Origin of the sequence: Rudaea sp., assembly GCF_036560865.1 — a bacterium.
Classification (GTDB): domain Bacteria; phylum Pseudomonadota; class Gammaproteobacteria; order Xanthomonadales; family Rhodanobacteraceae; genus Rudaea.
Map to the genome: position 1 here is coordinate 1 of NZ_DATBQK010000103.1, position 25,492 is coordinate 25,492.

At 62.0% G+C, this 25,492-nt stretch carries 24 protein-coding genes; 8 read left to right on the forward strand and 16 right to left on the reverse strand.

The features are described 5' to 3' along the window. Positions 1–237 (forward strand): DUF1501 domain-containing protein (locus VIE67_RS10565; protein WP_332025967.1); only part of this gene is annotated, 237 nt, incomplete at its 5' end. A 174-nt stretch (positions 238–411) separates the two neighbouring features. Here the strand turns inward: VIE67_RS10565 and VIE67_RS10570 are convergent. Together VIE67_RS10570 and VIE67_RS10575 are read right to left on the reverse strand one after the other, a co-directional pair. Beyond that, on the reverse strand, positions 412–1,176 hold the full coding sequence (locus VIE67_RS10570; protein WP_332025969.1) for an AIM24 family protein: 765 nt from the start codon (positions 1,174–1,176) through the stop codon (positions 412–414). A gap of 13 nt (positions 1,177–1,189) precedes the next feature. Further along, positions 1,190–1,738 (reverse strand): DNA-deoxyinosine glycosylase, encoded by a 549-nt coding sequence (locus VIE67_RS10575; RefSeq protein WP_332025971.1) that lies wholly within the window; start codon positions 1,736–1,738, stop codon positions 1,190–1,192. Between the two features lie 236 nt (positions 1,739–1,974). Here VIE67_RS10575 and VIE67_RS10580 point away from each other — a divergent pair, with 236 nt between their 5' ends. Next, positions 1,975–2,202: a CsbD family protein gene (locus tag VIE67_RS10580; protein WP_332025973.1), complete on the forward strand. Its 228-nt coding sequence runs from the start codon at positions 1,975–1,977 to the stop codon at positions 2,200–2,202. An 87-nt stretch (positions 2,203–2,289) separates the two neighbouring features. Here the strand turns inward: VIE67_RS10580 and VIE67_RS10585 are convergent, their stop codons facing one another. From VIE67_RS10585 to VIE67_RS10595, 3 genes are read right to left on the reverse strand one after another with little or no spacing between them, the layout of a single operon-like run. After that, positions 2,290–2,679 carry a VOC family protein gene (locus VIE67_RS10585; protein ID WP_332025975.1) on the reverse strand — a complete coding sequence of 130 codons (390 nt, stop codon included), beginning with the start codon at positions 2,677–2,679 and terminating at the stop codon, positions 2,290–2,292. A 9-nt stretch (positions 2,680–2,688) separates the two neighbouring features. Beyond that, positions 2,689–3,453 carry a hypothetical protein gene (locus tag VIE67_RS10590; RefSeq protein WP_332025977.1) on the reverse strand — a complete coding sequence of 255 codons (765 nt, stop codon included), beginning with the start codon at positions 3,451–3,453 and terminating at the stop codon, positions 2,689–2,691. Positions 3,454–3,504: 51 nt separating this feature from the next. Beyond that, positions 3,505–4,083 carry a DUF4124 domain-containing protein gene (locus VIE67_RS10595; protein ID WP_332025979.1) on the reverse strand — a complete coding sequence of 193 codons (579 nt, stop codon included), beginning with the start codon at positions 4,081–4,083 and terminating at the stop codon, positions 3,505–3,507. Positions 4,084–4,239: 156 nt separating this feature from the next. Here VIE67_RS10595 and VIE67_RS10600 point away from each other — a divergent pair, with 156 nt between their 5' ends. Together VIE67_RS10600 and dinB are read left to right on the forward strand one after the other, a co-directional pair. Next, entirely contained in the window at positions 4,240–5,550 is a 1,311-nt protein-coding gene (locus VIE67_RS10600; RefSeq protein WP_332025981.1) for a thioredoxin family protein, read from the forward strand. A 66-nt stretch (positions 5,551–5,616) separates the two neighbouring features. Next, positions 5,617–6,681 carry a DNA polymerase IV gene (dinB, locus tag VIE67_RS10605; RefSeq protein ID WP_332025983.1) on the forward strand — a complete coding sequence of 355 codons (1,065 nt, stop codon included), beginning with the start codon at positions 5,617–5,619 and terminating at the stop codon, positions 6,679–6,681. Positions 6,682–6,943: 262 nt separating this feature from the next. Here dinB and VIE67_RS10610 read toward each other — a convergent pair whose 3' ends face one another. Continuing rightward, complete coding sequence (locus VIE67_RS10610; protein ID WP_332025987.1) at positions 6,944–8,044, reverse strand: ABC transporter ATP-binding protein; 1,101 nt, start codon at positions 8,042–8,044, stop codon at positions 6,944–6,946. 182 nt (positions 8,045–8,226) lie between these two features. Between VIE67_RS10610 and VIE67_RS10615 the strand changes: the two genes are divergently transcribed. Beyond that, the gene (locus tag VIE67_RS10615; protein WP_332025988.1) at positions 8,227–9,585 is read left to right on the forward strand and encodes a GH1 family beta-glucosidase; all 1,359 of its coding nucleotides are present in this window, start codon (positions 8,227–8,229) and stop codon (positions 9,583–9,585) included. 60 nt (positions 9,586–9,645) lie between these two features. On the opposite strand, the gene VIE67_RS10620 is transcribed toward VIE67_RS10615, so the two are convergent. From VIE67_RS10620 to VIE67_RS10635, 4 genes are all read right to left on the reverse strand, one after another. Next, positions 9,646–10,743 (reverse strand): alpha/beta hydrolase family protein, encoded by a 1,098-nt coding sequence (locus VIE67_RS10620; protein ID WP_332025990.1) that lies wholly within the window; start codon positions 10,741–10,743, stop codon positions 9,646–9,648. 128 nt (positions 10,744–10,871) lie between these two features. Further along, complete coding sequence (locus VIE67_RS10625; RefSeq protein ID WP_332025992.1) at positions 10,872–11,693, reverse strand: carbohydrate ABC transporter permease; 822 nt, start codon at positions 11,691–11,693, stop codon at positions 10,872–10,874. Beyond that, positions 11,690–12,343 (reverse strand): carbohydrate ABC transporter permease, encoded by a 654-nt coding sequence (locus VIE67_RS10630; protein ID WP_414707344.1) that lies wholly within the window; start codon positions 12,341–12,343, stop codon positions 11,690–11,692. The genes VIE67_RS10625 and VIE67_RS10630 overlap by 4 nt, the downstream gene beginning before the upstream one ends. A gap of 484 nt (positions 12,344–12,827) precedes the next feature. Continuing rightward, positions 12,828–14,123, reverse strand: a complete 1,296-nt coding sequence (locus tag VIE67_RS10635; RefSeq protein WP_414707343.1) for a sugar ABC transporter substrate-binding protein — start codon at positions 14,121–14,123, stop codon at positions 12,828–12,830. On the opposite strand from VIE67_RS10635, the gene VIE67_RS10640 reads away from it, so the two are divergent. Continuing rightward, complete coding sequence (locus VIE67_RS10640) at positions 14,109–14,363, forward strand: type II toxin-antitoxin system HicA family toxin (RefSeq protein WP_332025996.1); 255 nt, start codon at positions 14,109–14,111, stop codon at positions 14,361–14,363. The genes VIE67_RS10635 and VIE67_RS10640 overlap by 15 nt on opposite strands. Beyond that, on the forward strand, positions 14,360–14,695 hold the full coding sequence (locus VIE67_RS10645) for a type II toxin-antitoxin system HicB family antitoxin (protein ID WP_332025998.1): 336 nt from the start codon (positions 14,360–14,362) through the stop codon (positions 14,693–14,695). Before VIE67_RS10640 ends, VIE67_RS10645 begins: the two co-directional genes overlap by 4 nt. A 239-nt stretch (positions 14,696–14,934) precedes the next feature. Here VIE67_RS10645 and VIE67_RS10650 read toward each other — a convergent pair whose 3' ends face one another. The 6 genes from VIE67_RS10650 to VIE67_RS10675 all read right to left on the reverse strand — a co-directional run bounded on the left by VIE67_RS10650 (position 14,935) and on the right by VIE67_RS10675 (position 25,199). After that, on the reverse strand, positions 14,935–16,434 hold the full coding sequence (locus VIE67_RS10650) for a glucoamylase family protein (protein WP_332025999.1): 1,500 nt from the start codon (positions 16,432–16,434) through the stop codon (positions 14,935–14,937). A 266-nt stretch (positions 16,435–16,700) separates the two neighbouring features. Next, the gene (locus VIE67_RS10655) at positions 16,701–18,215 is read right to left on the reverse strand and encodes a tryptophan halogenase family protein (protein ID WP_332026000.1); all 1,515 of its coding nucleotides are present in this window, start codon (positions 18,213–18,215) and stop codon (positions 16,701–16,703) included. A 105-nt stretch (positions 18,216–18,320) separates the two neighbouring features. Beyond that, the gene (locus tag VIE67_RS10660; protein WP_332026001.1) at positions 18,321–21,329 is read right to left on the reverse strand and encodes a TonB-dependent receptor; all 3,009 of its coding nucleotides are present in this window, start codon (positions 21,327–21,329) and stop codon (positions 18,321–18,323) included. A gap of 19 nt (positions 21,330–21,348) precedes the next feature. Further along, the gene (locus VIE67_RS10665; protein ID WP_332026003.1) at positions 21,349–22,398 is read right to left on the reverse strand and encodes a LacI family DNA-binding transcriptional regulator; all 1,050 of its coding nucleotides are present in this window, start codon (positions 22,396–22,398) and stop codon (positions 21,349–21,351) included. A 204-nt stretch (positions 22,399–22,602) separates the two neighbouring features. After that, a complete protein-coding gene (gene msrA, locus VIE67_RS10670) occupies positions 22,603–23,217 on the reverse strand; it encodes a peptide-methionine (S)-S-oxide reductase MsrA (protein ID WP_332026005.1) in 615 nt (204 codons plus the stop codon). A 185-nt stretch (positions 23,218–23,402) separates the two neighbouring features. Continuing rightward, positions 23,403–25,199, reverse strand: a complete 1,797-nt coding sequence (locus tag VIE67_RS10675) for a peptide-N4-asparagine amidase (protein WP_332026007.1) — start codon at positions 25,197–25,199, stop codon at positions 23,403–23,405. 1 nt (position 25,200) lies between these two features. On the opposite strand from VIE67_RS10675, the gene VIE67_RS10680 reads away from it, so the two are divergent. Continuing rightward, a complete protein-coding gene (locus tag VIE67_RS10680) occupies positions 25,201–25,422 on the forward strand; it encodes a hypothetical protein (RefSeq protein ID WP_332026009.1) in 222 nt (73 codons plus the stop codon). Positions 25,423–25,492 lie beyond the last annotated feature (70 nt).

The window sequence follows — 25,492 nt, forward strand, 5'->3', positions numbered from 1 at the left end:
GACCACGGTCACGGCTCGGTCTACTGGGTGCTCGGCGGCGGTATCGCCGGCGGCCGTATCGCCGGCGAACAGGTCAAGGTGCAGCAGTCCACGCTGCTGCAGAATCGCGACTTCCCGGTGCTCAACAATTATCGCGGTCTGCTCGCCGGACTGTATGTGCGCCTGTGGGGACTTTCGCCCGCACAGGTCGACAAGGTGTTTCCGGATACGACGGCGGTGGATTTGCGCTTGGTTTAACCCGCAAGGCTACGGCAGTTGCTCTTCCCTTCTCCCACTGGGAGAAGGTGCCGAAGGCGGATGAGGGAGAGGCGTTGCAGCGATTCAGCTTGCGATAAGTGCGAGGCTCTTCCCTCATCCGGCGCCACGCGCCACCTTCTCCCACCGGGAGAAGGGAGGCAATGAATTGCCGCGCTAGTTCTTGAACATGCCGCGCAGCACTGCACCGGCAATGCCGCCGGCCACACCCGTTTCGACATTCTGCACAGCCTCGCCCGAACCGAGATACGGCGACAGCGCGTGCGCGAGATTGGGTACGGTCAGCGTCTGCAGCCAGACTTTCCCGGGACCAGTCAGGCGCGCAATGAATAGTCCATCGCCACCGAAGATCGCGTTGGAAAAACCGCGCATCAAGGTCACGTCGAAATTCACCGTGTCGGCGATCATGCCGACATGGCCAGGATGCACCTTGAGGCTTTCGCCGGGCGCCAGATCGTAGGTGACGATTTCGCCGCCGAGTTCAATCCAGGCCGTGCACGGACCGCTGAGCTTCTGCATCACGAAACCGTTGCCGCCGAAGATACCCGCACCGAGCGAGCGTTGAAAGCCGGTGCTCAGCGTCACGCCTTCGGTCGCACACAGAAAACCGTGGCGATGGATCAGATACGAGTGTCCGGCCGCGACATCGATCTGCATGATCGATCCGGGCACCTTGGCCGCGAACGCGATCACGCCCTGCTTGCTGGGCGCGGAGTATTCGGTCATGAACAGGCCGCCGCCGGCGAACGCGCGGCCGAGCGCGCCCCAGATGCCCTTCGCGCCCGCGGTGAACGCGGTGGTGCGCATCTCCACCGCATCGGTCATCCAGGAAAATTCGCCGGGTTCGGCGATGATGCGATCACTGCCTTCGAGACCGATTTCCAGCACCGGCATCGTGCTGCCCGTGATCTTCGCTTTCATCGAGAAGTCTCCGCTATGAATCCGTATTCGGGTCCATAGTGTAGCGCGTCAGAATCCGCCAACGCCGCAACTTTTCCGCGCGCGCGATCGAGGCGTTGGCCGGGCTGGTCGAGGGCAGCTTCAGCAATTCGACGCGTGCGCGCAGTGTGGCACTCAATTTGCCTTCGACATGGCGTTGGAAGCCCTCGGCGGCCTTGGCGCCGTTGAGCGCGATCGCGCGAATCGTCGGGTATTTGACCAGCAGGCGTGGAATCGCATTCGGCACCTCGCTCGCCTTGACGATGCTGCTGTCCAGACTACCCGGTCGCTCGACGTGTTTGTAGACGTCCCAGATGCCGATACCGCGTGCGTGCAGTCGCGCAATGCGCTGCGCATAAGGCAAGTCCGGCCCGGCATCGAACAGCTCCCCCATGAACGGCCAGAACAGGTTCTGCCGGTGGCCGTAGGACTGGTGCAGTTCGAGCGAACGCAGGCTCGGCACCGTGCCGAGCACGAGCACACGGCAATCGGCGCAGACTTGCGGCGGGAAGCTCGCTACGCGATGCCGGATGATGGATTTCACTAGTATAAATATACAATTATTAGCAAATATTACAAAGTGGAAACAAGATGCATGCGTGCACACAGCGTGCCGCGCATCTTCATTTACATGAACCTTGCGCAACGCGCGGCGCAGATAACCTGAGATTAACCGGAATCTAATCCCGATTTCACGCGCACAGCGTAACCTTGGTTCCCGCGTCGTCGCGGTCAGAGGGCGTCGACGCAACCTCCCCATAACAGCATCGGAGAAAACCCATGAATCAAGACATCATCCAGGGCAAATGGTCGCAGATCAAAGGCTCGCTCAAGACCCAGTGGGGCAAGCTTACCGACGACGATCTGGCGCGCATGGACGGCAACCGCAATTACCTGATCGGCAAGCTGCAGGAGCGCTACGGCTGGCAGAAAGAACAGGCCGAACAGGAAATGCGCAGCTTCGAGCACACGCTGGACAAGGCGCTGAACCGGTCGAAAGCGGCGTAATCGTAACCGCAACGCGTAACCGCAACACGACTCTCCTTATAGCTAAAGGATTCAGAAACCGCGCGCAGCCAAGCGTGCGGTTTCTGCTTATTTGAGTTGCAGCAAATCCCAATGATTGGCGTACAGGTCTTCGAATACCGCGACGGTACCGTAGGCTTCATGGCGTGGCGGCTCGAGAAACTTCACTCCATGCGCCAGCATATGACGATGATCGCTCTCGAAATCGTCTGTGTGCAGGAACAGGAATACGCGACCGCCGGTCTGATCGCCGATGCGCGCGCGCTGTTCCGGCGTCGCGGCCATGGCGAGCAGCAAGGCCGTGCCATCGCCTCGGGCTGGTGCGACCAGCACCCAGCGCTTGCCGCCGCCATGATCGGCGTCTTCGAGCAAATCGAAGCGCAGGCAGCGCGTGTACCAGGCGATCGCCTCGTCGTAGTCGCGCACGACCAGACTGATCGCGCCTATCTTTCGCGGCATGCGGCGCTCCTACTTTTTCTTCTTCGTCGCGCCGGGCAGCTTGGAAATATCCAGGCCACCGGTTTCGAATACGAGAGTCTTCCTGCCCTCGCCCTTGAGCACGACGTCGATTGCGACACTTTTCGTCTTGAGGATTTTCGCGATGAAGTCCTTGTCGTCCTCGATGAACAGCGCCGGCTCGCCGGTCGGCGGAATCGTCGCCTTCATGCGCTGCGGCGGCGCGCCGTCGAAACTCACCGGCAGGCTCGGGCAGCCGGAACGGCAATCGAATTTTTCATTGTCGAGCATAAGATAGACGTTCTGCCCCCATTGCGGGTGCTGGCGCAGAATCAGATGCACGCGTTTGACATTCGTGGCCGCCGATCCGGGCGCGAGTGGATCCTTGCTCTGGATCGACGCGGCGTATTGCGTGCCGCCGGCTGCGCCGACCGCGCTGTACGCCCATAAACGTGCGAGGCGGCGCGATTCGCCCTGCGCCGTGCCCTTGGCGCGCACATCGTCGAGCGTCTGCTTCACCTGCGCGGCGGCGGCACTGTCGGGATACTTGGCGACGATTTCCGCGCCGAGCGGAGCGGCCAGTTCCCAGTTCTGATTCGCGCGCATCTGGTCGTAAAGCTGCATCTCCTTGCCCGCCTTGACTTCGCTGGCGGCTTTCGCCGCGGCGAGCGCATCGGCCGAAGGCGCAGGCGGCGCGGACGAATTTGAACCGGACGAGCAAGCGGCCAGCATGCCGGCGAGCAGGACGAGGGTGAGGGAAAAGATTCGCGCCGACATCACGAAACCTCGTTGCGTGGACAATGCCGCAACGATACCCCACTTGCCGGCTCAGCGGCAGGGATCGCGACCCAGATTCTTGTCGTAGGTCGACACGTCTTCATCATGTTCATGCCCGCCGCGCCCGGCCGCGCCGGCGCGGCGCATCTGCGTGCAGGCTTCCTCGCGTGCGACGCGATGCCCGCTGACGCTGACCGATTGCGCGTGCGCATGGCCACGCCCGCTCGCGCTGCCAGCCTGCGCCGCAATCGAGTGCGGACAGGCGGTATGCCGGTAGAAGACCTGGCCGTCCGCCGTGCGGCATTCGTAGGATTGCGGCGACGCCCCCCCGCCGCGAGACGTAGACGCCGCCTTGCCGCGACCACGCCGCGCCGCATGTTCCTCAACGTCATCATGTACCGCGTAGGTTGGCGATGCGGCATACGCCGGAGCCGGTGCGATCTCGACGACCGCCTCGTGCTGCACGCTCGTGCATGTCTGTGTCTGGTAGGCGACGCCGCCTTGCGCATCGATGCACTTGTATACGGACTCGGCGCGCACACCGGCGGCGAGGAAGAACAACAGCAGGAAGGCCAGCCACTCGTACCAACGCAGCGTGCGGCCCGACGGTTCGAAATCGTATTTGTCCATGTGTGTTCCCCGAAAACAGGGAAACATTTTCGATGCGCGTCAATTCCGTCGCTATCGGCAAATGGCTGCGCGTCATGTAAGAAATTGTCGATCGCATGCAGCGCACGCGATCGTTCTACAATAGGTATTCCCGTATCCGTGCATCCGGAAGACTCCATGAAACATGCGTCCGTACTCGCCTCAGTACTGTGCTGCATCCTGCTGCCTCTGGCCGGCGCGAGCGCAAGCGAGGCGCCGCAAAGCATCGACGCTGCCTTGCAGCGCGCGCAGGCAGCCCATCTGCCCGTGCTGATCGATTTTCAGGCGCAGTGGTGCTACTCGTGCTACTTCATGGCGACGCATGTGCTGACCGGCCCGCAATGGGACGCTATCGAGAAACGCATCGTGTTCATCGAGACCGACGCGGATTCGCCCGATGGCGCGCGCTGGATGGAAAAGCTCGGCGTGAAAGCGCTGCCGAGCTATGTCGTACTCGACGGCAACGGCGTCGAAATGGGCCGCATTCTCGCTGAGCAGCCGCGCGCCAAGTTCTATCCCGCACTCGAGCGCATCCTCGGTGGCGGCGACAAGCTGGACAGCCTGAAGGCGCAGGCCACGAAAGGTTCAACGACTGCGCTCGCGGACGCGCTTGCCAGCTACCACGCGCGCAACCAGGTGCAGGCCGGACTCGACTGGTATGCCACGCTGCCGCCCGCGCGGCTCAAGGCCGCGGAAGCCGATGGTCAAGCCGCGACCTGGCACGCGCGTCTGCAAATGGAAAAGGCGGCAAAAGATAAAAATACAGCGCAATGCGTCGCCGCTGCGCAACACGCACTCGCTGGCGACGTCGGCTGCGACCGCTACTACGTCCTCGACACTCTGCTCCAGTGCAGCGAAAAACTGCCGGATGCCGAACGCAAGTCTTTGCTCGCTGCGCAACGACCCGCGCTGAACGCGTTGCTCGACAGCCAAGTGTTCGTCGCAAGCCCGACCTGCGTCGACCAGCGCAGTGCCGTATTCGTCTCCGCCGATCTGAACAAGGCAATCGGCAACACTACGGTGGAGCAGGCAGTGCTCGCGCGCGGTATCGCGGCTGCACAGCAAGCGATCGGCGGCGATTTCAGGAAGGATCGCAACGCTGCCGATAATCTGCGCGTGTACCTGCTGCGTGCCGGACGCACGACCGATGTCGATGCGCTGATGCCGAATCTGATCGCCGCGTATCCGGACGACTACGTCTATGCGTATCGCTACGGTCGCAGCCTGCTCGATCGCGGCAAGGCCGCCGAAGCGCTGCCGTATCTGGAACAGGCCTCCGCCAAAGCCTTCGGCGTGAATCGCCTCGGCGTGGCCAGCCTGCGCGTCAAGGCGCTTATCGCGCTCAACCGTCGCAGCGATGCGGAAAAAGTCGTCGCCGATGCGCTCGAAGCCAACGGACCGTGGTTCCCCGAAGCCGCGGCCAAGCTCAAGGCGACGTTGAAGTCGTAAGCAAGCAAGGGCCGTCCAGCACGGCCGAGCTTCGCAAGGTGCGACTGCGGGCGCACAATCCTCGGCATGCGCAAAATCGTCCACATCGACATGGATGCGTTCTACGCCTCGGTCGAACAGCGCGACGATCCGCGCTTGCGCGGCAAACCGGTCGTCGTCGCGTGGCGTGGCGCGCGCTCGGTCGTCTGCGCGGCTTCGTATGAGGCGCGTCAGTTCGGTGTGCGTTCGGCGATGCCGGCGGTACGCGCCGAGCGTCTGTGCCCGGACGCGATTTTTGTAGCGCCTGATTTCACCCGCTATCGCACCGCGTCGAAACAGGTGCGCGAGATTCTCCTGCAGCATACCGATCTCGTCGAACCGCTGTCGCTCGACGAGGCGTATCTCGACGTCACCGAGACCAAGATCGCATTTGCCTCCGCCACCGCGGTCGCCACGGCGATCCGCGCTGAGATTTTCGCGACCACCTCGTTGACCGCCTCGGCCGGCATCGCGCCGAACAAGTTCCTCGCCAAGATCGCCTCGGACTGGCGCAAGCCAAACGGCCAGTTCGTGATCAAACCCGGGCAGGTCGAGGCGTTTCTCGCGCCGCTTGCGGTAGCGCGCATTCCCGGTGTCGGCAAGGTGATGGATGGCAAGCTCGATGCGCTCGGCATTCATACCTGTGCCGACCTGCGCGCATTCGACGTGCGCGAACTCGAGCGCCGCTTCGGCCGCTTCGGCCAGCGCCTGCATGAACTCGCATACGGCATCGACCAGCGCGCGGTGAATCCGGATCAGCCGGTGCAATCGGTCTCGGCCGAGGATACATTCGAGCACGATGTGCCCTTGAGCGAGATCGAACCGATGCTGCGCCGGCTCGCAGCGAAGACCTGGGCGGCGACGCGCAAAACCGAGCGCATCGGCCGCACCGTGGTGCTCAAGCTCAAGACCTCGGACTTCCATATCCTCACACGCAGCCACACGCCACCTCTACCACCGCGAGGCGAAGAGGAATTCATCGCCATCGCCGTATCCCTGCGCGAGCGCGTCGAGCTGCCGGCACGCACGCGCTATCGCTTGGTCGGCGTGGGCTTGAGCAACTTTCGCGACGAACACGAGCTATTACCGCAGGCGGAACTGTTCGAGTCGTGAAGACGGATCGCGGCTCGTACCTGGAGCATTTTCGGTTGAAATGGTTGCAACCGCGACTTTGCCTTTGCGCCCATCTCCCCTTGCGGGAGAAGGGTTGGGGAGAGGGGTAGCGCCCGCGAAAGCGGGCGCCTTCGGTGCCATCCATTCTCCCGGCACGCTGCGCGTGCCGACCCCGGATCAAGTCCGGGGCAGGCTCTCCCCCGCAAGGGTGGAGGTGAAAAGTACGCCGCGCCATATGCAAGCGCTTGAAGCGAAAATGCGCCTAGACGATGCGTTGCCCACTCTGCCCATCGAAAAAATGCAGTGCGCTCGGCGCATAGCCCAGCGTCAGCATGCTGCCGGGTTCGGGCAATGCGGCAGGTGGCGTGCGCACGATCAGTTCGACGCCGTGCAGATCGAGATTGAGGAATATTTCGTTGCCGACTGGCTCGATCACTTCGAGCTGCGCCGTCAGGCTGGGTTGCGCTGCCACCGGGGCATCGAGCGGGCGCAGATCTTCGGGGCGGATGCCGACGACGATTTCCTTGTCCACGTGCCGCGCGAGTCGCGAGGCGATCTCCGCATCGTCGCCAAGCGGTAGTCGCGTCGCGCCACAATCCAGATACAACCCGCTGTCACGCCGCAGCGTGCCGCGCAACAAGTTCATCGCCGGACTGCCGAGAAAACCCGCGACGAACACGTTGGCGGGCTTGGTATACAAATTCATCGGCGTGTCGATCTGCTGGATCTCACCCTTGTCGAACACGACGATGCGCTGACCGAGCGTCATCGCCTCGATCTGATCGTGGGTCACATAGACCATCGTCGCACCGATGCGCCGGTGCAGGCGCGCGATCTCGACGCGCATGGACAGGCGCAGTTTCGCGTCCAGATTCGACAACGGTTCATCGAGCAGGAACACCTGCGGCTGACGCACGAGCGCGCGCCCGAGCGCAACGCGCTGGCGCTGACCGCCGCTCATCGCACGCGGCTGGCGATCGAGCATGTCGTTGAGGCCGAGCAGCTCGGCGGCTTCGCGTACGCGTTGTGCGATCGTCTCGCGCGATTCGCCGCGCAACTTCAGCCCAAACCCCAGATTCTCGGCCACGGTCATATGCGGATACAGCGCATAGCTCTGAAACACCATCGCGATATCGCGGTCCTTGGGCGCAACATCGTTGACCACGCGATCGCCGATCGACAAAGTTCCCGAGGTGATCGATTCGAGGCCCGCGATCATGCGCAGCGTCGTCGTCTTGCCGCAGCCCGAGGGGCCGACGAGGACCAGCAACTCGCCCGCGCGCGCCTCGAAGCTCGCCCCGGCCACGCCGACATGGCCGTTCTCGTATACTTTGCGCACTTGTTGCAGTTTTACACCCGCCATGCCAGCTCCAATGAAATATCGCTGTCGCGTCGCTGCGCGACGATCACTCCCCCTCTCCCGCTTGCGGGAGAGGGCAAGGGGTGAGGGCCAGCTTGCGGTATAGCGCGCTACAAATCCCCGGTCGCTTCGGTTATTCTGCCATGTAATCGTTTTCATTTTGCGTGAATCAAGGAATCCAGCGCATGTCGCACCGGGTGCAATTTCCCGCTGATTTTCTCTGGGGTGCCGCGACATCAGCCTACCAAATCGAGGGTTCGCCGCTCGCCGATGGCGCGGGTCCGAGCATCTGGCAGCGCTTCGCGCACACGCCGGGCATGATGAATAACGGCGACACCGGCGATGTCGCCTGCGATCATTATCGGCGCTGGAAATCCGATGTCGCGCTGATGCGCGAACTCGGTCTCAAGGCTTATCGTTTCAGCATATCCTGGAGCCGCGTGCTGCCTGCAGGCCGCGGTCGCGTCAATGCCAAGGGCCTGGACTTTTACGAACGGCTCGTCGACACGCTGCTGGAAAACGGCATCGAGCCGCTCGCGACCTTGTTCCACTGGGACCTGCCTGCCGCGCTCGACGACCGCGGCGGCTGGCTCAATCCGGATATCGCGCCGTGGTTCGCCGAGTACGCGAACGTGCTGTTCAACAAGCTCGACGGCCGCGTGAAAAAATGGGCGACCTTGAACGAGCCCTGGGTCGTCACCGACGGCGGCTATCTGCACGGCGCGCTCGCACCGGGTCACCGCAGCAAGTTCGAGGCGCCGATCGCGAGCCATAACCTGCTGCGCGCGCATGGCGCAGCGGTGCAGGCTTATCGCGCCACGGGCAAGCATGCCATCGGCATCGTGGTGAATCTCGAACCAAAATACGCGGCCACGCAAAGTGCCGAGGATCTGGCCGCGGTCAAGCGCGCCGATGCGTACATGAATCGGCAATATCTCGACCCGGTATACTTTGGTACTTATCCGGCGGAACTGCGCGAAATCTTCGGCGAGGCCTGGCCAGAATGGCCCGCAGAAGATTTTGCGCTGATCAAGCAGCCGATCGATTATCTCGGCATCAACTACTACACACGCAATGTCACCCGGTACGATCCCAATCACTACCCGCTCAAAGTCGGGTCGGTAAAACAGCATGCGACTTACACCGAAACCGGCTGGGAAGTTTTTCCGCAGGGGTTGACCGACACCCTGACCTGGGTGCGCGACCGCTACGGCAATCCACCGGTCTACATCACCGAGAACGGGGCCGCGTTCTACGATCCGCCGGTCGCGGAAAATGGCGTGCTCGACGATCCGCTGCGCGTGAGTTATCAGAAGAAACATCTGGCGGCCGTTGCCGACGCGATAGCGCGGGGTTGCGATATCCGCGGCTACATGGCCTGGTCGCTGCTCGACAATCTCGAATGGTCGCTCGGCTTCTCCAAACGCTTCGGCATCGTGCATGTCGATTTCGCCACCCAGCAGCGCACGATCAAGGCCAGTGGCAGGCACTACTCCCAGGTGATTGCGACGAATGGGGCGGTGTTGAATGGGGCTGAGGGCTGAGGGCTGAGGGCTGAGGGCTGCGGCTGCGGGCTGCGCAAGCAGCTCCGCTTTGTTGATAACTCAGTGCAACTTGCCTGAGTCTGGCCGTTTGCCGGTGCGCACCCAGTCGACGAGTTCATCGAAGGCGCGGCCGATCTCGTCCGGCGTGAACACGCAGTGGCCCTCGCGATTGATGAATTGCTGCACGAAGTTGTCGCCATGTCCGGCGCGCTGCGCGATCAGCGCGTACTCGAATGCGCTCGATGCCGGCACCAGCGGATCGCCGCTGTCGTGCAGCGCGAGCAGGGGGCGCAGTAATTTTCCGCTCGGCGCATACCAGCGCGACATAGTGGCCTGCGCGCGCGGCTCCGCCCGGTAACGGCGCACGCCGTCGTTCAGCGCAAAATCATCGGCCGTACCGGTGTAGATGAAATCGGCGTTGCCGAACGGATTGCCATGCGTGCGCTGCTGCATTTCCATGACTTCGTAGGTGATGAACCCGATCACCGGCACGAGACTCTGTGCATCGGCTGCGCCATACAGGCGAAGCAGGGACTGCTCCGCAGCGGGGTTTGCGGACAACGCGGTCGCGATCTTGCGCTCGCTTTTCTCGTCCGGCAGGTAATCCGTCGGCACCGGAACCAGCGCGCCGAAAACATTCGGAAAGTAATAGTCGAATGCAGCGCGCAGGGCAAAATCACGCTGCATGAAGCGATCGCTCGGCTCGATCGCACCGCATAACGACAAGGCGCCATTGTATACTTGCGGCATGGTCTCGATCGTCATCGCGGTGAGCGCGCCACCCATCGACATGCCCATCACGAAGCTCTGCTTCGGCGCGCCATGCTTGACGACAAAGTACCGGCGCAGACGCTCGCTGTCCGCGTATCCCTGCTCGACCGCCCAACCCTCGGCCGAGTAGGCCGACTGAATCACTGCATAGCCGCGCTTGAGCAGCGGATCGAACATCGGCGAGACCGGTTCGCGCGCCTCGAACACGATCGGTGTGATCGAATAGCCGTGGTAGTAGACGATCAGGCTGCGATTCCAGTTGGCCGGAATATCGATGCGATAGGCGGCGCCGGCATGAGTGCCGATATCGGTCGTCGCCTTTTCTTCAGCGCGACCTGCGGCAGATGAGACGATTACTGCGAGCGCAAACAGCACTTTGCTCGTCATTCCGGCGAAAGACGGGCTTGCAACAGCGAAGCTGGTCATCCAGCGTCTTAGCTTTGCAAAGAGCAAAATCAAAATGGATTCCGGCCTTCGCCGGAATGACGGCCACAGAATTCTCGAAATCCCGACAGTCACCCTTTTACGCTCCCCAGCAGCAAGCCCTGGATATAGTGCCGCTGCAAGATCAGGAACAGCACCAGCACCGGCAGGATCGTGACCACCGAACCGGCCATCATGAGCTCGTTGTCCTGCACATGCTCGCGCGACAGACCCGCCAGTGCGACGGGCGCGGTCTGCCAGGCTTGATCGCTGAGCACGATCAGCGGCCACATGAAATCGTTCCAGCTGGCGAGGAAGGTAAAGATCGCCAAGGTGACGACGATCGGTTTCAGCAGCGGCAGCACTATGCGCAAAAAAATCGTCCATTCGCCGGCGCCATCCAGACGCGCGGCTTCGAGCAGCTCGTCAGGAATCGAGCGCGCGTACTGGCGCACCAGATAAATGCCGAACACCGAGGCAAGCGCGGGCACAATCACGCCGCCGTAGCTGTTGACCAAGCCGAGCCACTTCATCAACAGAAACAGCGGAATCATCGCCACTTGCGCGGGAACCACCAGCGCGCCGAGCAAGATCTGGAACAGGCGTTCGCGCCCAGCAAAATGCAATTTCGCAAATGCGTAGCCAGCGCTCAGATTGAAGGCGAGCGAGAGCAGGGTGATCGCGGTGGCGATCAGCAGACTGTTGAACAGATAGCGGCCCATGCCGGCGCGCACAAACAATTCGCGGTAATTGGCGAGCGTGGCATGCGCGGGCAACAGTGGCGGTGGAAATGCGCTCGCTTCGCCCGGCTGCATGAAGGACACCGACAGCATCCACAGCAGCGGGAACAACACGAAGACGGCCGCGGCGATCAGCAGACCATTGACCACGATCCTTGCGCCGCGCGCGTTCATGCCGCGTCTTCCTGCGTGCGCGCCAGGCGCAGCAGCACGCGCGTGATCAGCAGGATCAGCACGAACAGGATGAACGCGATCGCCGAGGCGCGGCCGAGGTTCCACCACTTGAAGCCTTCCTCGTACATGTAATACAGCACGCTGACCGTCGATTGCAGCGGATCGCCGCGCGTCATTACATACGGTTCGGCGAACAGCTGGAAGTAGCCCGCCACCGTGATGATGCCGACGAGGAGCAGCACCGGCCGCAACGATGGCAGGGTGATATGCCGGAACTGCTGCCAGATCGAGGCGCCGTCGATGCGCGCGGCTTCGTACAGATCCTGCGGGATGCCCTGCAGGCCGGCCAGCAGGATGATCATGTTGTAGCCAAAGTTTTTCCACACCGCGAACAGGATGATCGCCGGCATCGACCAGTGCGGATCGCCGAGCCAGTCGATCGGCGCGATACCGAGATGCGCGAGCGCGTAATTGATGAGTCCGTAGCGCGTGTGGAACAGATAGCGCCAGATCACCGCAACCGCGACGACGGTGGTGACCACCGGCGCGAACAACGCCGTGCGGAAAACCCCCTTGCAGCGCGCCAGCGGGGAATTGAGCAACAGCGCCGCGCCAAGCGAAGCAGCAATCGACAGCGGCACGCCGACCACGACGAAGTACAGGGTGTTGACCAGCGATTTACAGAACAGCGGCGCCTGCAATACGTCGACGTAATTGCCCAAGCCGACGAAGCGCAGATTTTTCGGATCGGCAAGCGCGTACAGATCGAAGTCGGTGAAGCTCAACAGCAACGACGCGAGCACGGGCAGCGCGAAAAACACCACAATGACGAAGATCGCGGGGGCGACGAAGGTCCATGCGGCGCGCTGGCTGTTCATCGCAAGAAAGACTCCAATGCGATTCGCGCGAAAAACGCCCCCTTCCGCCCTTTGGGCACCTTCCCCCGCTTCGCAGGGGAAGGGAAAGAGCGGACGTAGCGATTGGCAACCCTTCCCCTGCGCAGCGGGAAAACATCGGCAGGATTGCCGATGTTTGCAGCGAATGCTGCCCGCAGGGCGAGCCATATGGACATGGCGAGTACAAGGTGGCGGCAGCCGGAAGGGGGCGCGTTTGATCTCAGGTGAAGGAATACATTCATGGATGTTCATTCCTCAGCAGCAGCGAACGCCGCTTGGCCAGAATTCCATCGACCGTCGTGTCGAAATCGTGCAAGGCCTGATCGACGGGCACGCCGCCGCGAATCACGCGATCGGCCATCAGTTGCATCTCGTTGGCGATGCGTTCCCACTCGGGCACTTTCGGTGTCGCCTTGACCAGTTCGAGTTGCTCGCGAAAGGCGCGCGCGTACTCGTCGTTCGCCAGTTCGGGATAGTCCCAGGCGCTGCGTCGTGCGGGCAAGTCGCCAGTCAGCGCATAGAAGCGCTGCTGCTGCGGCACCGCGGACAGGAATTCCGCCAGTTCCCATGCCAGTTGTTTATTTCTGGAACTGTGGAAAATGGCAAAACTGGAACCGCCAGCGGCGCCGCCGCCCGGACCGCCGACGCCCGGCAGCGGCGCGGTACTCCAGCGCCCGTCGAGCTGCGGTTCGCGGCGCTTGAACTCGCCGATATTCCACGGCCCGCTGATGTAGAACGCGAGATAGCCGCGTGCGAACTCGTCCCAGATATTCGGCAACTGCGTGTTGCTCAGCAGCGGTGCCCATTGCTGGCGGAACATTTCCACGTAGAAGGCGAACGCACGCCGGAATCCCGGACTTTCGAAATTGCCGCGCGTGCCGTTCTCGCGCAGCAGCGGATCGGACTGCTGGATCGCCAGATTCAGCAGCGGCTCGAATTCGTTGAGCGGCAGGAAGACCGCGTACTTGTCTTTGCCTTGATTCGCCTTGATCGCCGCCAGCGCGCGCCGCCATTCGCCCCAATCGCGCGGCGGCCGATCGAAGCCGGCCTGCGCGAGCAGATCCTTGCGATAGAACAGCAGGCGCGTGTCGACATACCAGGGCGCGCCATAGAGCGTTCCATCGACGACGTTCGTATCCCAGATGCCGGCGAAGTAATCGTCGGGACGCACGACCCTGGATTTGTCGACGTAGGGCTGCAAGGGTTCCAGCGCATGCAGCGCGGCGAATTCCGGGATCCAGGTATTGCCGAGCTGGCACAGATCCGGCAGCGCATCGCCCGCGAATGCGGTGAGTAGTTTTTCGTGCGCCGCAGTCAACGGCATGGTTTGCACGACCACGTGCACGCCCGGATGCGCACGCTCGAACTCCGGCAGCAGCTGACTGACCACTTCGCCTTCGCGGCCGAAGGTCCAGAATTTGAGCGTCGTGGCCTCGGGTTCCGCACGGCCGCAGGCAGCGAGCAGCGAGCAGAGCAACAGGACTATCCATTTAGTATCTAAAAATGATACTATCCTCCCATGCGGCGCAAACATGCCAAGGTGCTTGCAGCGATCTTCGCGCATCCGACGCCAGCCAACATTCTTTGGCGCGATATCGAAGCGTTGTTGCGTGCGCTTGGCGGCGACATCGAGGAGCGCGCAGGTTCGCGCATCGCGGTGGTCCTGTTCGGTCAGGTGCAGGTTTTCCATCGGCCGCACCCGGCCCCGGTCACCGACAAGGGCGCCGTGGTCGGTGTGCGCAGATGGCTTGAATCTCACGGAGTTATCCCATGAACAACATCATGACTATTGCCGGCCACAAGGCCGTGATCAGTTACGACCCGGAACTCAACCAGTTCCGCGGCGAGTTTATCGGTTTGAACGGCGGCGCAGACTTTTACGCGAGCAGCGCCCCAGCCTTGCGCAAGGAAGGCGCGCGTTCGCTGAGGACCTTTCTTGCCGTGTGCGCCGAGCGCGGCATTGAACCCGTCAGGAATTTTTCCGGCAAGTTCGTCGTGCGCGTTCCGGCCGGCCTGCATGCACGCGTGACCGAAGCAGCCAGTGCCTCGGGCGTAAGTCTCAATCAATGGGTGCAGCAGGCGCTGGAGCGAGAGGTTCATCCTTAGAGCGTTCCCGTTGAAATGGTTACAACTGCGATTTTGCCTTTGCGCCCCTCTCCCCTTGCGGGAGAGGGGTTGGGGAGAGGGGTAGCGCCCGCGAAAGCGGGCGCCTTCGGCGCCATCCCCTCTCCCGGCACGCTGCGCGTGCCGACCTCCCCCGCAACGGGGGGAGGAGAAAAACAGGTCGCACCCATAGTAAGCGCTTGAGTCAAAAATGCTCCGGGCGCCCGGCGCTTTCGCTCGGCTCACTTCGCCGCCGGCTTGTCCAGCCAGCCGCCGGTAAAGCCGGCGCGCTTCAGGCCTTCGCGGATATACGCATTCTTGCGCATCACCTTCCACACGAAATCGCTGCGATAGTTTTCCAGCATCGCCACGATCGGGCCCTGATCGATGCCGATATACACATTGTCCACCCAGCCGATGTCCGGCACGACCTTGCCCGTGCGGATCGGGCGGTCGGTGTAGGTGAAGCTCGGATTGAAGGCGTCGACGAAACCGTAGCGCGTGTAGACATTGTCGCCGTAGCGCTTCTTCATTTCCTCGATAGCCGGGATCACGATCTCGGGCACGAAGGCGATCGACGAGGCCGCCGCGGTCGGCGCGATGGTGCCGTCGTCGATGTTGTAATCGATGCCGGCTCCGCGTGCGATATAGCCATAGAAACGCTTCGGATCGCTCGCATAGCGATCGGGCTCGCCCTTTGGCGTGTGTCCGCGCGGACCGTTGCAGGCGGTCAGCCCCCAGATCGTCGAACTGTAGCCCTTCCACTGCATCGGATTGTGGATCGCGTATTCGCGCTGCGCGAGCGTGGCGCGCTGGCTGTTGGTGAAGTAGTCGATGCCCTTGGCGCGCATGTAGTCGTCCTGGATGCCGCGGAAATCGATCCATGCGTGCGTGTACTGATGCCAGAACAGCGGCCCGCCGCCGAGATGCGTCTGCCCCTGAAACTCGCCCCAGGTCTTGTCGTACGTCTCGGTCCAGCGCTTCCACGTGTCCGCGCCGAGCCCGAAGGTGGGCGAGCCGAGCGCAAGAATATACAGACCGAACGCTTCGTTGTAACCGCGGTAATAATTCAAATCGTAACCATGCTCGGGAGTCCAGCCGCCCTCGACCAGAGGATTGCCGTCGGTGAACCATTTCCAGTCGGCGCGTCGATAGATGTCGTCGGCAAGCTGCCGGATTTCCTTCTCGTCTTTCGTGTTGCGCTCGTAGTAGGACTGCGCGAACAGAACGCCATAGAGCAGCCACGTCGTGTCCACCGACGACAGCTCGACCCACCTCGCGCTGTGGTAACGCTTGCCCGTCTGCATATCGAGGAAGTGATAGAAAAATCCGTGATTGCCCGTGGCGTCCGACTGATCGCCCTGCTCGGCGTCGTGGAAAAACTTCAGCGTCGCCAGTGTGCGCTTGACCGCTTCGTCGCGCTTCATCCAGCCGCGTTCGACGCCAATGCCGTAGGCGGTCAAGCCGAAACCAATCGAAGCGATCGACGAAAAATAATCGCTGCCGGGCTGCTCCGGCCAGTGGTCCGGCATCTGGCCGTTAGCCGGATTGGCGCTGTCGTGGAAATACTCGAACGTGCGTTGTTCGAGTTCGTCGAGCATCGCCTGCTGCTGCTTTGGCAGCGCGGCAAAACCTGACGGCGGCGCCTTCGCATGCAGCGGACTCTGCCATCCGGCAGCCAGCACGAGCAGGAGGGTGAAAACGTTTACATTGATCGCACGAACAAGGTTTTTGCAAGCCATCGGAATTCTCGATCGAAAGCGGAAAATCGGCGGTCAGAATGGCGCGATCTGCTTCTCACCTCCACCCTTGCGGGGGAGGTCGGCACGCGCAGCGTGCCGGGAGAGGGGATGGCGCCGAAGGCGCCCGCTTGCGCGCGCGCTACCCCTCTCCCCAACCCCTCTCCCGCAAAGGGAGAGGGGCTCAAAGACAATATCGCAGTTGTAACCATTCAACCGAAAACGCACCAGGCGCATTGACCACCCGCCGTCCCGATTCGTTCCTCCCGTCACGGCGCACCTGCCTTGCAGTAGCGATCGATGAAGGCCTGATGCATCGGCATCGCATCGACACAGGTCGCCACGACTTTTTTGACGCCGCCGACCAGCTCGTCGAGATCCTTGTCGGGCAGCTGGTCAACCACCGGATGGTAGCGCTCGGGCATGATGCCTTGGCCGATCATCACCTGCACCCAACTGGTGATCGCAAACATTTCTTCGCCGTCGCGGAAGAAACGACCGCTGTCGCGGAACAGCTGGATATAGCCACGCAGCGACTCGGGAATATCCATCGTGCGGCAGTAGTCCCAGAACGGCGTGTCGTTACGCTCGGTCGCGTTGTAATGCAGGATCAGGAAATCGCGGATGCGCTCCCATTCGAACACGCACTGCGCGTTGTAGCGCTCGATCAGCACGTCGCTGAAGTCCGGCTCGGGGAACAGATTGAGCAGGCGCGCGATGCCCGACTGCACGAGGAAGATGCTGGTCGATTCGAGCGGCTCGATGAAGCCGCTCGCCAGCCCCAGCGCGACGACGTTCTTGCTCCAGAATTTCTTGCGCCGGCCGCTGGTGAAACGCAGTGCACGCGGATCGCCGAGTGCCGGGGCGTCGAGATTCTTCAGCAGGTAAGCCGCCGCCTCGTCGTCGCTGATATGGTTGCTCGAATACACATAGCCATTGCCGACGCGATGCTGCAACGGGATGCGCCATTGCCAACCGGCCGGACGCGCGGTCACGCGCGTATACGGCGTCAACAAGCCGGAGCTTTCGCAGGGCACGGCCATCGCGCGATTGCAGGGCAGCCAATGCGACCAGTCTTCGTAGCCCGTATGCAGCGCTTGTTCGATCAACAGGCCGCGGAAGCCGGAGCAGTCGATGAACAGGTCACCGCCGATCTTCTCGCCGTTCTCCATCACCACCGCGTCGACATAGCCGTCGCTGTCGCGCAGGATCGTCTGCTTGATCTTGCCCTCGGTGCGGCGCACGCCGCGCGCCTCGGCGTAGCGGCGCAGATAGGCCGCGTACAAGCCCGCATCGAACTGGTAGGAGTAGGCGATATTCGACAGCGGCGAGGTTGCCGGCGCGTCGTTGGCCGACGCCATGAACTTGCCACGCTCTATCGCCAGCGTGTTGAGTGAGTAATCGCCGACCTCGGTCGCCCTGCCGGTGCTGAACGCCTTGAGCCAGTATTGATGGAACGGCAGCAGGCCGTAGTCGTGGCCGATCGTGCCGAAGCCGTGCACGTACTTGTCGCCCAGGCGCAGCCAGTCGATGAACTGGATGCCGAGCTTGAACGTCGCCTGGGTCTGCTTGACGAACTCGATCTCGTTGATCTCGAGCACGTTGTTGAACAGCTTGAGGTGCGGCACGGTCGATTCGCCGACGCCGACGATGCCGATTTCCTCCGATTCGATCAGGCGAATCGAATACGCGGCGCCGAGTACCTTGGCAAGGGCTGAGGCGGCCATCCAGCCGGCGCTGCCGCCGCCGACAATGACGATGTTCTTGATGCGCGATTGGTTCATAGGCTTGCAAGTATAGCGTCCAAAACAAAGCCCGCGTAGCGGGCTTTGTCGTGTTGCAATTTATACAATGATACTCAGTTCATCATCGCCCTCCAGGCGATCATCCTAGAATTTCAGGCCCATGGTGAACTTGAACGTGCGCGGCACGCCGACGATGTTGCCGTGCCTGTTGATCACCGCTTCGATCGGCAGAGTATTGTTCGGGATGCTGGTCGCGCCGTTACCCGGATCGAAGTTCTTGTAGTTCATGACGTTGAGCACGTCCATGCGCAGGTAGAAATCGATGCCGCGGGTCAGGTCGAAATGCTTGATCCCGCTGAAATCGATTTCGCGATAGCCGAAGATCTTTCCGCCGGCAATGAACGAATCACCCCGTGGTATCGCGGCGACCGGGATGTTGCTGGGTACGCCCGGAGCGAAAGGCCCCGGCGGAAAGTAGAAGCCGTCGTAGGGTGTCACCGTGGCCAGGATCAACTTGCCCGAATAGGTGATGCCCCATGGCCCGTCGATCGTGCCCGTGGCGACAAAACGGTGCTTGGCAGCCGCGTTGGAGGTGATGGTCGGATAGTCCGTCACGAATGCGCGATCGAATGAGTAGTGCTCGTTGATATCGCGATTCTGCTTCGCGTCGGTGTAGGTGTAGGCAAGGGTCACACCCCAGCCCGAGTCCTTGGTATAGGGCTTGTCCGCCGACAGCAAGAGCTGGTTGTTGCGGTTCTTGATCCCGTTATTGCCGATGATCAAGGCGCCGAAACCCGGTACGCCGTTGCCCCAAGGCTGGCCACCGTTGAGGAAGAAGTGACCGTCGGGGTAGCGGTTGCCTAGGGTGAATGCAAAACCATTGTTGTATTCGAGGTGGGTAATGGTCGCGCTGGTGTTCCAGTCGCCCACCTTGTTGCGCATGCCAAGGCTGAACTGGTCGGAGTACGGCGCCTTGAGGTTGTTGTTCATGATGTCGACTTCCCCGCCCCCGGTGGCGGCGGTAAGAGCCTGCAGATTGGCTACACCGTTCATATACTTCGGATCGAAGGCGATGCACGGCGAACCTTTGCAGGCGCCCCCCGCACCCTGGAAGTAATAGGTGAATTGCGGAGCGGCGATCTTGGTCTGCTCGAGCTGCAGATAATCGTAGAGATCGCGATCGTAGGCGCGGCCGACACCGCCGATGATCACGTGTTCCTCATCGCCGTTGAGGTCGTACGAGAACCCCAGTCGCGGCTGCCACTCGCCATCGTAGGCCTTGCGATTGTGGCCGTTGCTGATGTAGTCGTTGATATTGACACCGCCCAACGCCAGCGCTTGCGCGTAGGTCTGGCCGGCAGGCGCCGTCGAATCGGGATTTGGCTTATTAAGTGCCGCAATGACGCTCGGCGGCGTGACGAAGTCGAGATAGGACGGATTGTGCTCGATGTCCCAGCGTACGCCCAGATTCAGCGTCAAATGGTCGTTGACCACCCAGTCGTCCTGGAGGTAGGCGCCGAACTGCTTGTCCTTGGAGGTGATAAGCGGGCTGAGGCCGGGTATGGCGGTCGGAGCGGCAAAGAATACCTTGTACGGCTGGGTGGCTGTTCCACCTGGGGCCACGTTATAGAAGAATTGCGCGCTGGCGTCGCCGGTATCCTGCGCGCTCAACGTCACTTCCTTGTACTTGACGCCCATCTTGATGGTGTGGTCGCCCATCCAGTTGAGGTTGCTGAAGGTCAGGTCGTCCTGGATGCCGGGGCCCTTCTGCCCCTTGTTCTGGGTCGCCAGCGGACTGGCCGCGCCAGCCGCCAGGATCGTCGCGTCGTTGTTCGGTCCAAAGGTGTACACCTGACCATTGCCGCCGCTGAATGCAACCGGTGCATTGAACGCTTTTTCATGCGTGAGCAGCAGTTCGTTGTACCACAGGTCCGCGCTGTGCTGCCAACGAACGTCGATGCGCGTGTCGTTGTTCTTGGTCGCGTATCCGGCGGACTGCGCGGTGCTGCCACCGTAACCGCCGTCCTGATTTTCCTTGCGATACTTGGCGCTGGCTTCGACACGATCGCGATCGGAGAATTCCCAGTCGATCTTGGCAAAGTACAGATCCTCGGTGAACGGCAGGTTGGTCGGTCCTATCTGCTTCTGCACGTCGGCCGGCAGCAGCGCGGTTGCAACCGGCACACCCGAGGTGATGTCGACCGGCTGGTTGAAGCCCTTGGCCTCATAGCTGAAGAAGAAATGCATCGCGTCCTGGATGATCGGGCCGCCGAGCGCGAAACCGTATTCCTTCTCGTGCGACTTGGCCTTGTTGCCCGACGCCTTTTCGGCCGGCGTGTCGTCGCGGTAGGCATCGCCGGTGTAGCTGCCGAACACCTCGCCATGGAAGTCGTTGGTGCCCGATTTGGTTTCGGCCGTCACCGCCGCGCTGGAAATCTGGTCGTACTCGGCCTTGTAGTTCGAGGTGATGACCTTGTATTCGCCGATCGCCAGCTGCGGGAACGGGTTGCCCTGCGTACCGATCTGGCCGCTGACCCCGCCCTCTTTCACGTAACTCTTCTGACCGACGCCGTCGATATAGACGTTCGTCGAGCTGTTGTTCATTGCACCACCACGCAGCGAGGTATTGCCGCTCGAATCGACGGTGAACACCATGCCCGGGACGGTATCGGCGAATTCGAGGAAGTTGCGCGTCAATTGCGGCACGGTCTGGATCTGGTGCAGCGAAATGTTCGTGCCGATTTCGGACGTCTTTACTTCCGTCAGCGTGGTCGCGGTGACCGATATTCCCTCCAGCGTGGCGGCTCCTGCCGGGGCAGCCGCCGCGGCTGCCGCAGCCTGGAAGTCCAGCGTCGCCGTGGATGCGACCGTCAGCGTGACCGTCTTTTCGGTACCCGGACCCGCGTCGACCTGATAGGTGCCCGGAGGCAGGCCCACCAGGGAATAGCTGCCGTCGGCCGCGCTGTTGGTATGGCGCACCGCGCCGGTCGCGGTGTTCTTCGCCGTGATCTGCATCTCCGGCGGCGCCTTTCCGCGCAATGCAGCGTCCGACGACTGCGCCCAGCTGACGGCGGGTGCGGCGACCAGCGATACGACCGCAGCCGTTACCAGTGACGCAAGCAGTTTCTTTCTCAACGGCAAGTGCTTTTTCATGGTTCTCTCCCGGGGGTTCTTATTGAATCGATTGATCGCCGATTTTCTTGCGTGCTTTTATTTCATTGCTCTTCGTGCCACAGGTACCGCGCACGACGATTTCGCAACTGAGCGTCTGCACCGACAACGCCTGCGCCTGATCGGGTTTTTCCAGCGTGGATGCCAGCCGTTCGAGCGCGCTGCGCCCGAGATCGACGATGCGCACGCGCACGGTGCTGAGCGGCGGCGCGACGTAGCGCGCGATCGGAATGTCATCGAAGCCGGCAAGCGCGATGTCCTCGGGCACGCGCACGCCGGCTTCCTTGAACGCGTGCAGACATCCGACCGCCATCATGTCGTTGGCGGCGAACACCGCGCGCGGCCGTGGTTTCTGCGCGAGCAGCTTGCGGCCGGCGAGGTAGCCGGCTTCTTCGCTGAAATCGCCGTCGACGACATTGAGCGGCATCTTCGGCGCGTGTTCCGCCATCGCCGCGCGATAGCCCTTGTCGCGCTGCTGCGCGTCGAAGTTGCCCGCGGGGCCCGCGATAAATGCGACGCCGGTGTGCCCCGCATCGAGCAGATGGCGCACCATTGCACAGGCGCCACCGTAGTTGTCGATGTTGAGCACGGGATACTGCGCGTTTTTCGCCGCGCTGTTGAGCAGCACGGCCGGCAGCGAATCGGGCAGATTGGCACGCAGGAATGCGGCGTCGACGTGCGGCGAGAGAATCAGCATGCCATCGACGCGGCCCTGCATCGAGCGCAACGCCGCAGCGGCTTCGTTGGCATTGCCGTGCGAGGACGATACAAGCAGATGCAGTCCGCGCGCGCGCGCGGCGAGGTCGATACCGCGAATCAACTCGGAGAAAAATTCACCGTACAGGTCGGGCAGCAGCGCGCCGATGGTTTGCGTGCGCCGCGTAATCAGACTGCGTGCCGCGCTGTGCGGGACATAACGCAGACGTGCGGCGACATCGGCGATGCGCCCACGCGTTTGCTCGGTGACGCTGGCGTGTCCGTTGAGCGCGCGCGAAACCGAAGCCACGGAAACCCGTGCCTCGCGCGCAACGTCCCGGATCGTTACGGCCATGCGGTCCACACTCCAGCTTGTGCCTCCCTGCACTTTGCAATTGTTTACAACTTATTAACCGAATGTAAACGTTTCCATTTTCGATTGCAAAAGCACTGCAACATAAATCGCACGTACGGGCGAAGTCCGGCGCCAGCCGCTTGGGTGGCGGGGTCGGAAAGTCCAGACCAGAGCCGGGAAAAGTGGCGCGGCGCGCCGGCAAACCTACTTCAGGAAATCGTGGAATTTCTTGCGGAACTTGGCGACTTTTGGCGCCACGACGAGCTGGCAGTAAGGCTGTTCGCCGTGCAGCTTGAAGTATTCCTGGTGGTAATCCTCGGCCTTGTAGAACACCGTGAACGGCTGCACCTGGGTGACGATCGCACCGTTCCACTCGTGGCTGTCGACGGTTTCCTTGATCGCCTGCTCAATCGCGGCCTTCTGCCCGGGATTGCGATAGAACGCGATCGAGCGGTACTGCGTGCCGACATCGTTGCCCTGACGGTTGAGCGTGGTCGGATCGTGGATCGTGAAATACGCGCGCAGCACCGTGTCGCGCGTGACGACTTGCGGATCGAACGTGATCTGCACGACCTCCGCATGCCCGGTGTCGCCGTCCGATACCTGGGTGTAGCTCGGATTCGCGACATGGCCGCCGGCGTAGCCGGACTCGACCTTGGTCACGCCCTTCAATTCGTCGAACACAGCTTCCAGACACCAGAAACAGCCACCGCCGAGCGTGATCGTTTCGGATCTGGACGCAGCGGCGGTCGCGCCAGCCGGCGATGCGGCAAACGTCGTCAGGAGGAGTAACAGTAGGGGGAGTAGTCGACGCAGCATGGGAGTTTTCCGGTGTGGATGAAGTATCAGACCGGGTGTGTTGCGACGTGCTTTCGCTGCGCCAGGATGCATCGAGAGTGAGTGGCTCCGGTTGAACTTTCCGCTGTCGGCGCGAAAAGCGCCCCCATCCGCCTGCGGCACCTTCCCCCGCTTGCGCAGGGGAAGGGAAAGATCGGGCTCGCCTTTTACGGCAGCAGCTTCACCGTCGCGCCCCAGCCTGCCGACACGAAGTAGGCGAACTGGTCGTGCCAGGTCAGATGGTTGTGGCCACCCGGACAACCGGCGCCGTCCGCCACCGCGCTCAGCAGCCGATCCTGCGCGCTGACCTTGCGGCTGTAACAGGCGCCGAACGGATCGGCATAGGTGTAGGTCTGCGAAGCCGTCGCCGGCGTGCTGACCAGATTTCCGTCGGCGTCGTAGTGGCGCGTCACTGTGCTGACGACATGGTTGTCGCGCCTGGCCGTCTTCGCCGTATTGCCACGCACGCCGGCGTCGACTTGCTGCTTGAACTCCTGATCGACCAGCGTGTGCAGGGTTTCGGTGCCGTCGGCGGCGAACACATCGTCGTAATCGAAAGTGAGTGGATAACTGCGCTGCTCGTGCACGACGCTGGCCTTCTTGCCCGCAGTGCGCGTGGTGGTCGCGTCGATGTTCGTGTTCTGCACGGTGTCCTGCGAGTACACCGTGTCCGAGATCGCCAGTTGTTGCACGCTGGAGAACGCGATCGTCGTGTCGATCTGCGTGGTGACGAGACCATGCGAGGTGTTGGCCGTGCCGGCGATGGAGAACGCACGATTCGAGGTGACCGACACACTGCCCGCCGCGGAGCCGTCCGGTTGGCTGACGACGTTCTCGTTGACGTTGACGACCGGCGTTGCGTTCAGCGTGTTAGCAGTGACCGCACCGGTGACCGTGCTGCTGCCGTGATCCTGGTACAGCAACAGATTGGCCGCAGCGGAAAAATAATTTGCCGCATTGTATACACTGAGCGCGAGCGTATGCGGATTGCCGTCGTCGAGCACGCCGACGAACGGGGTCAGATCCACGCGATACGGCTCGAACGCAAGCGTCTGCACGCCCGGGATCGGCCGCCACAGGATCGGATCGGCGCCGCCGGTGAAAATCCACGGATAAATCGGCGCGATGCCGGCAGGCGCGCCGTCGATCGTGACCAGCGTTTCCTTGAACGCGGTGCTGCCGGTGTCGAAGAAGAGCGGCGCGATGTCGTCGGGCAAATCGAAAAACCAGAACTCGTCCAGATACTGGCCCTGCGCGTAAACGTCAAGATAGGCGCGCTCGATATTGGTCGGCAGCGTAGTGAACGTGACCGACAGTTGATCGGCTGGCCTGACTAGGGTCGCCGTGCCGCCGCTGCTGCTCGTCGTCACCGGCAGCACCGCATCCGGGCGCGGCGCCAGGCTGGTGTCGCCGTCGTCGGGCACGACCGGATAGAAATACAGCGTCGCCGAGCCGTAGATGATGCCGTCGTAGGTCACGCCGCCGGAGACGCCGACGAAATTACCCAGATCCGTATGGCCGCCCGCGGCGGTCGCGAACAGCGCACTGTAGTCGGTCAGATCGCGCTCGATATGCCAGGACGGCGCGACGGTCGCGGAAGGTTCCTGCGTCGTGCCGAAATAGATGACCGCGCCGCCGAGCCAGATTTCGCCTGTGCGGTCGAACTGACGGCCAGCAGTGACATTGAAATCCGCGCTCAGCACGACTTTCTGCCACGGCCCGGGACACGCGGCCGGCGGCGCATAGCTGAAGGGCTTGCTGCTGAAATCAGCGAATTGCTGATTGCTGAACAGGTTGACCGCGCAAGGCGTGGATGGCGGGCGCGGCACCAGCGGATCGGCGACGGCGACATTCGGCGAGCCGATGGTTAAGGCCTGCGCGTGTGCGGGCGTACTCAGGCCCGAACTCAGCGCAAGCGCGGCACACAAGAAGAGGAAACCCAACGGACGGCTTATGGGTAGCATGATGAACTCCGAAAACATGCCCCCTGCCGGCCCGAATATTACACAGGCCTTTGCGATCGCTCAACCCAGTTGCGCGACGCGTTGCGGCGCGTTCAATCAATTGATCAAACCAGGTCTCGAGATAGCGCTTTGGACACTAATGAAGGTGCCAGAAACTCAATTCGACCCGTCTCTTGCCGAAATTTGTGCGCTTCTGCACCAAACCTTGCCAACTCGCCTCTGAGAGCAGGAAGATTTGATACGTCCATCTGCATACGTATTGATGTTCCCTCTAGCCCCCACCCAATTGGAGA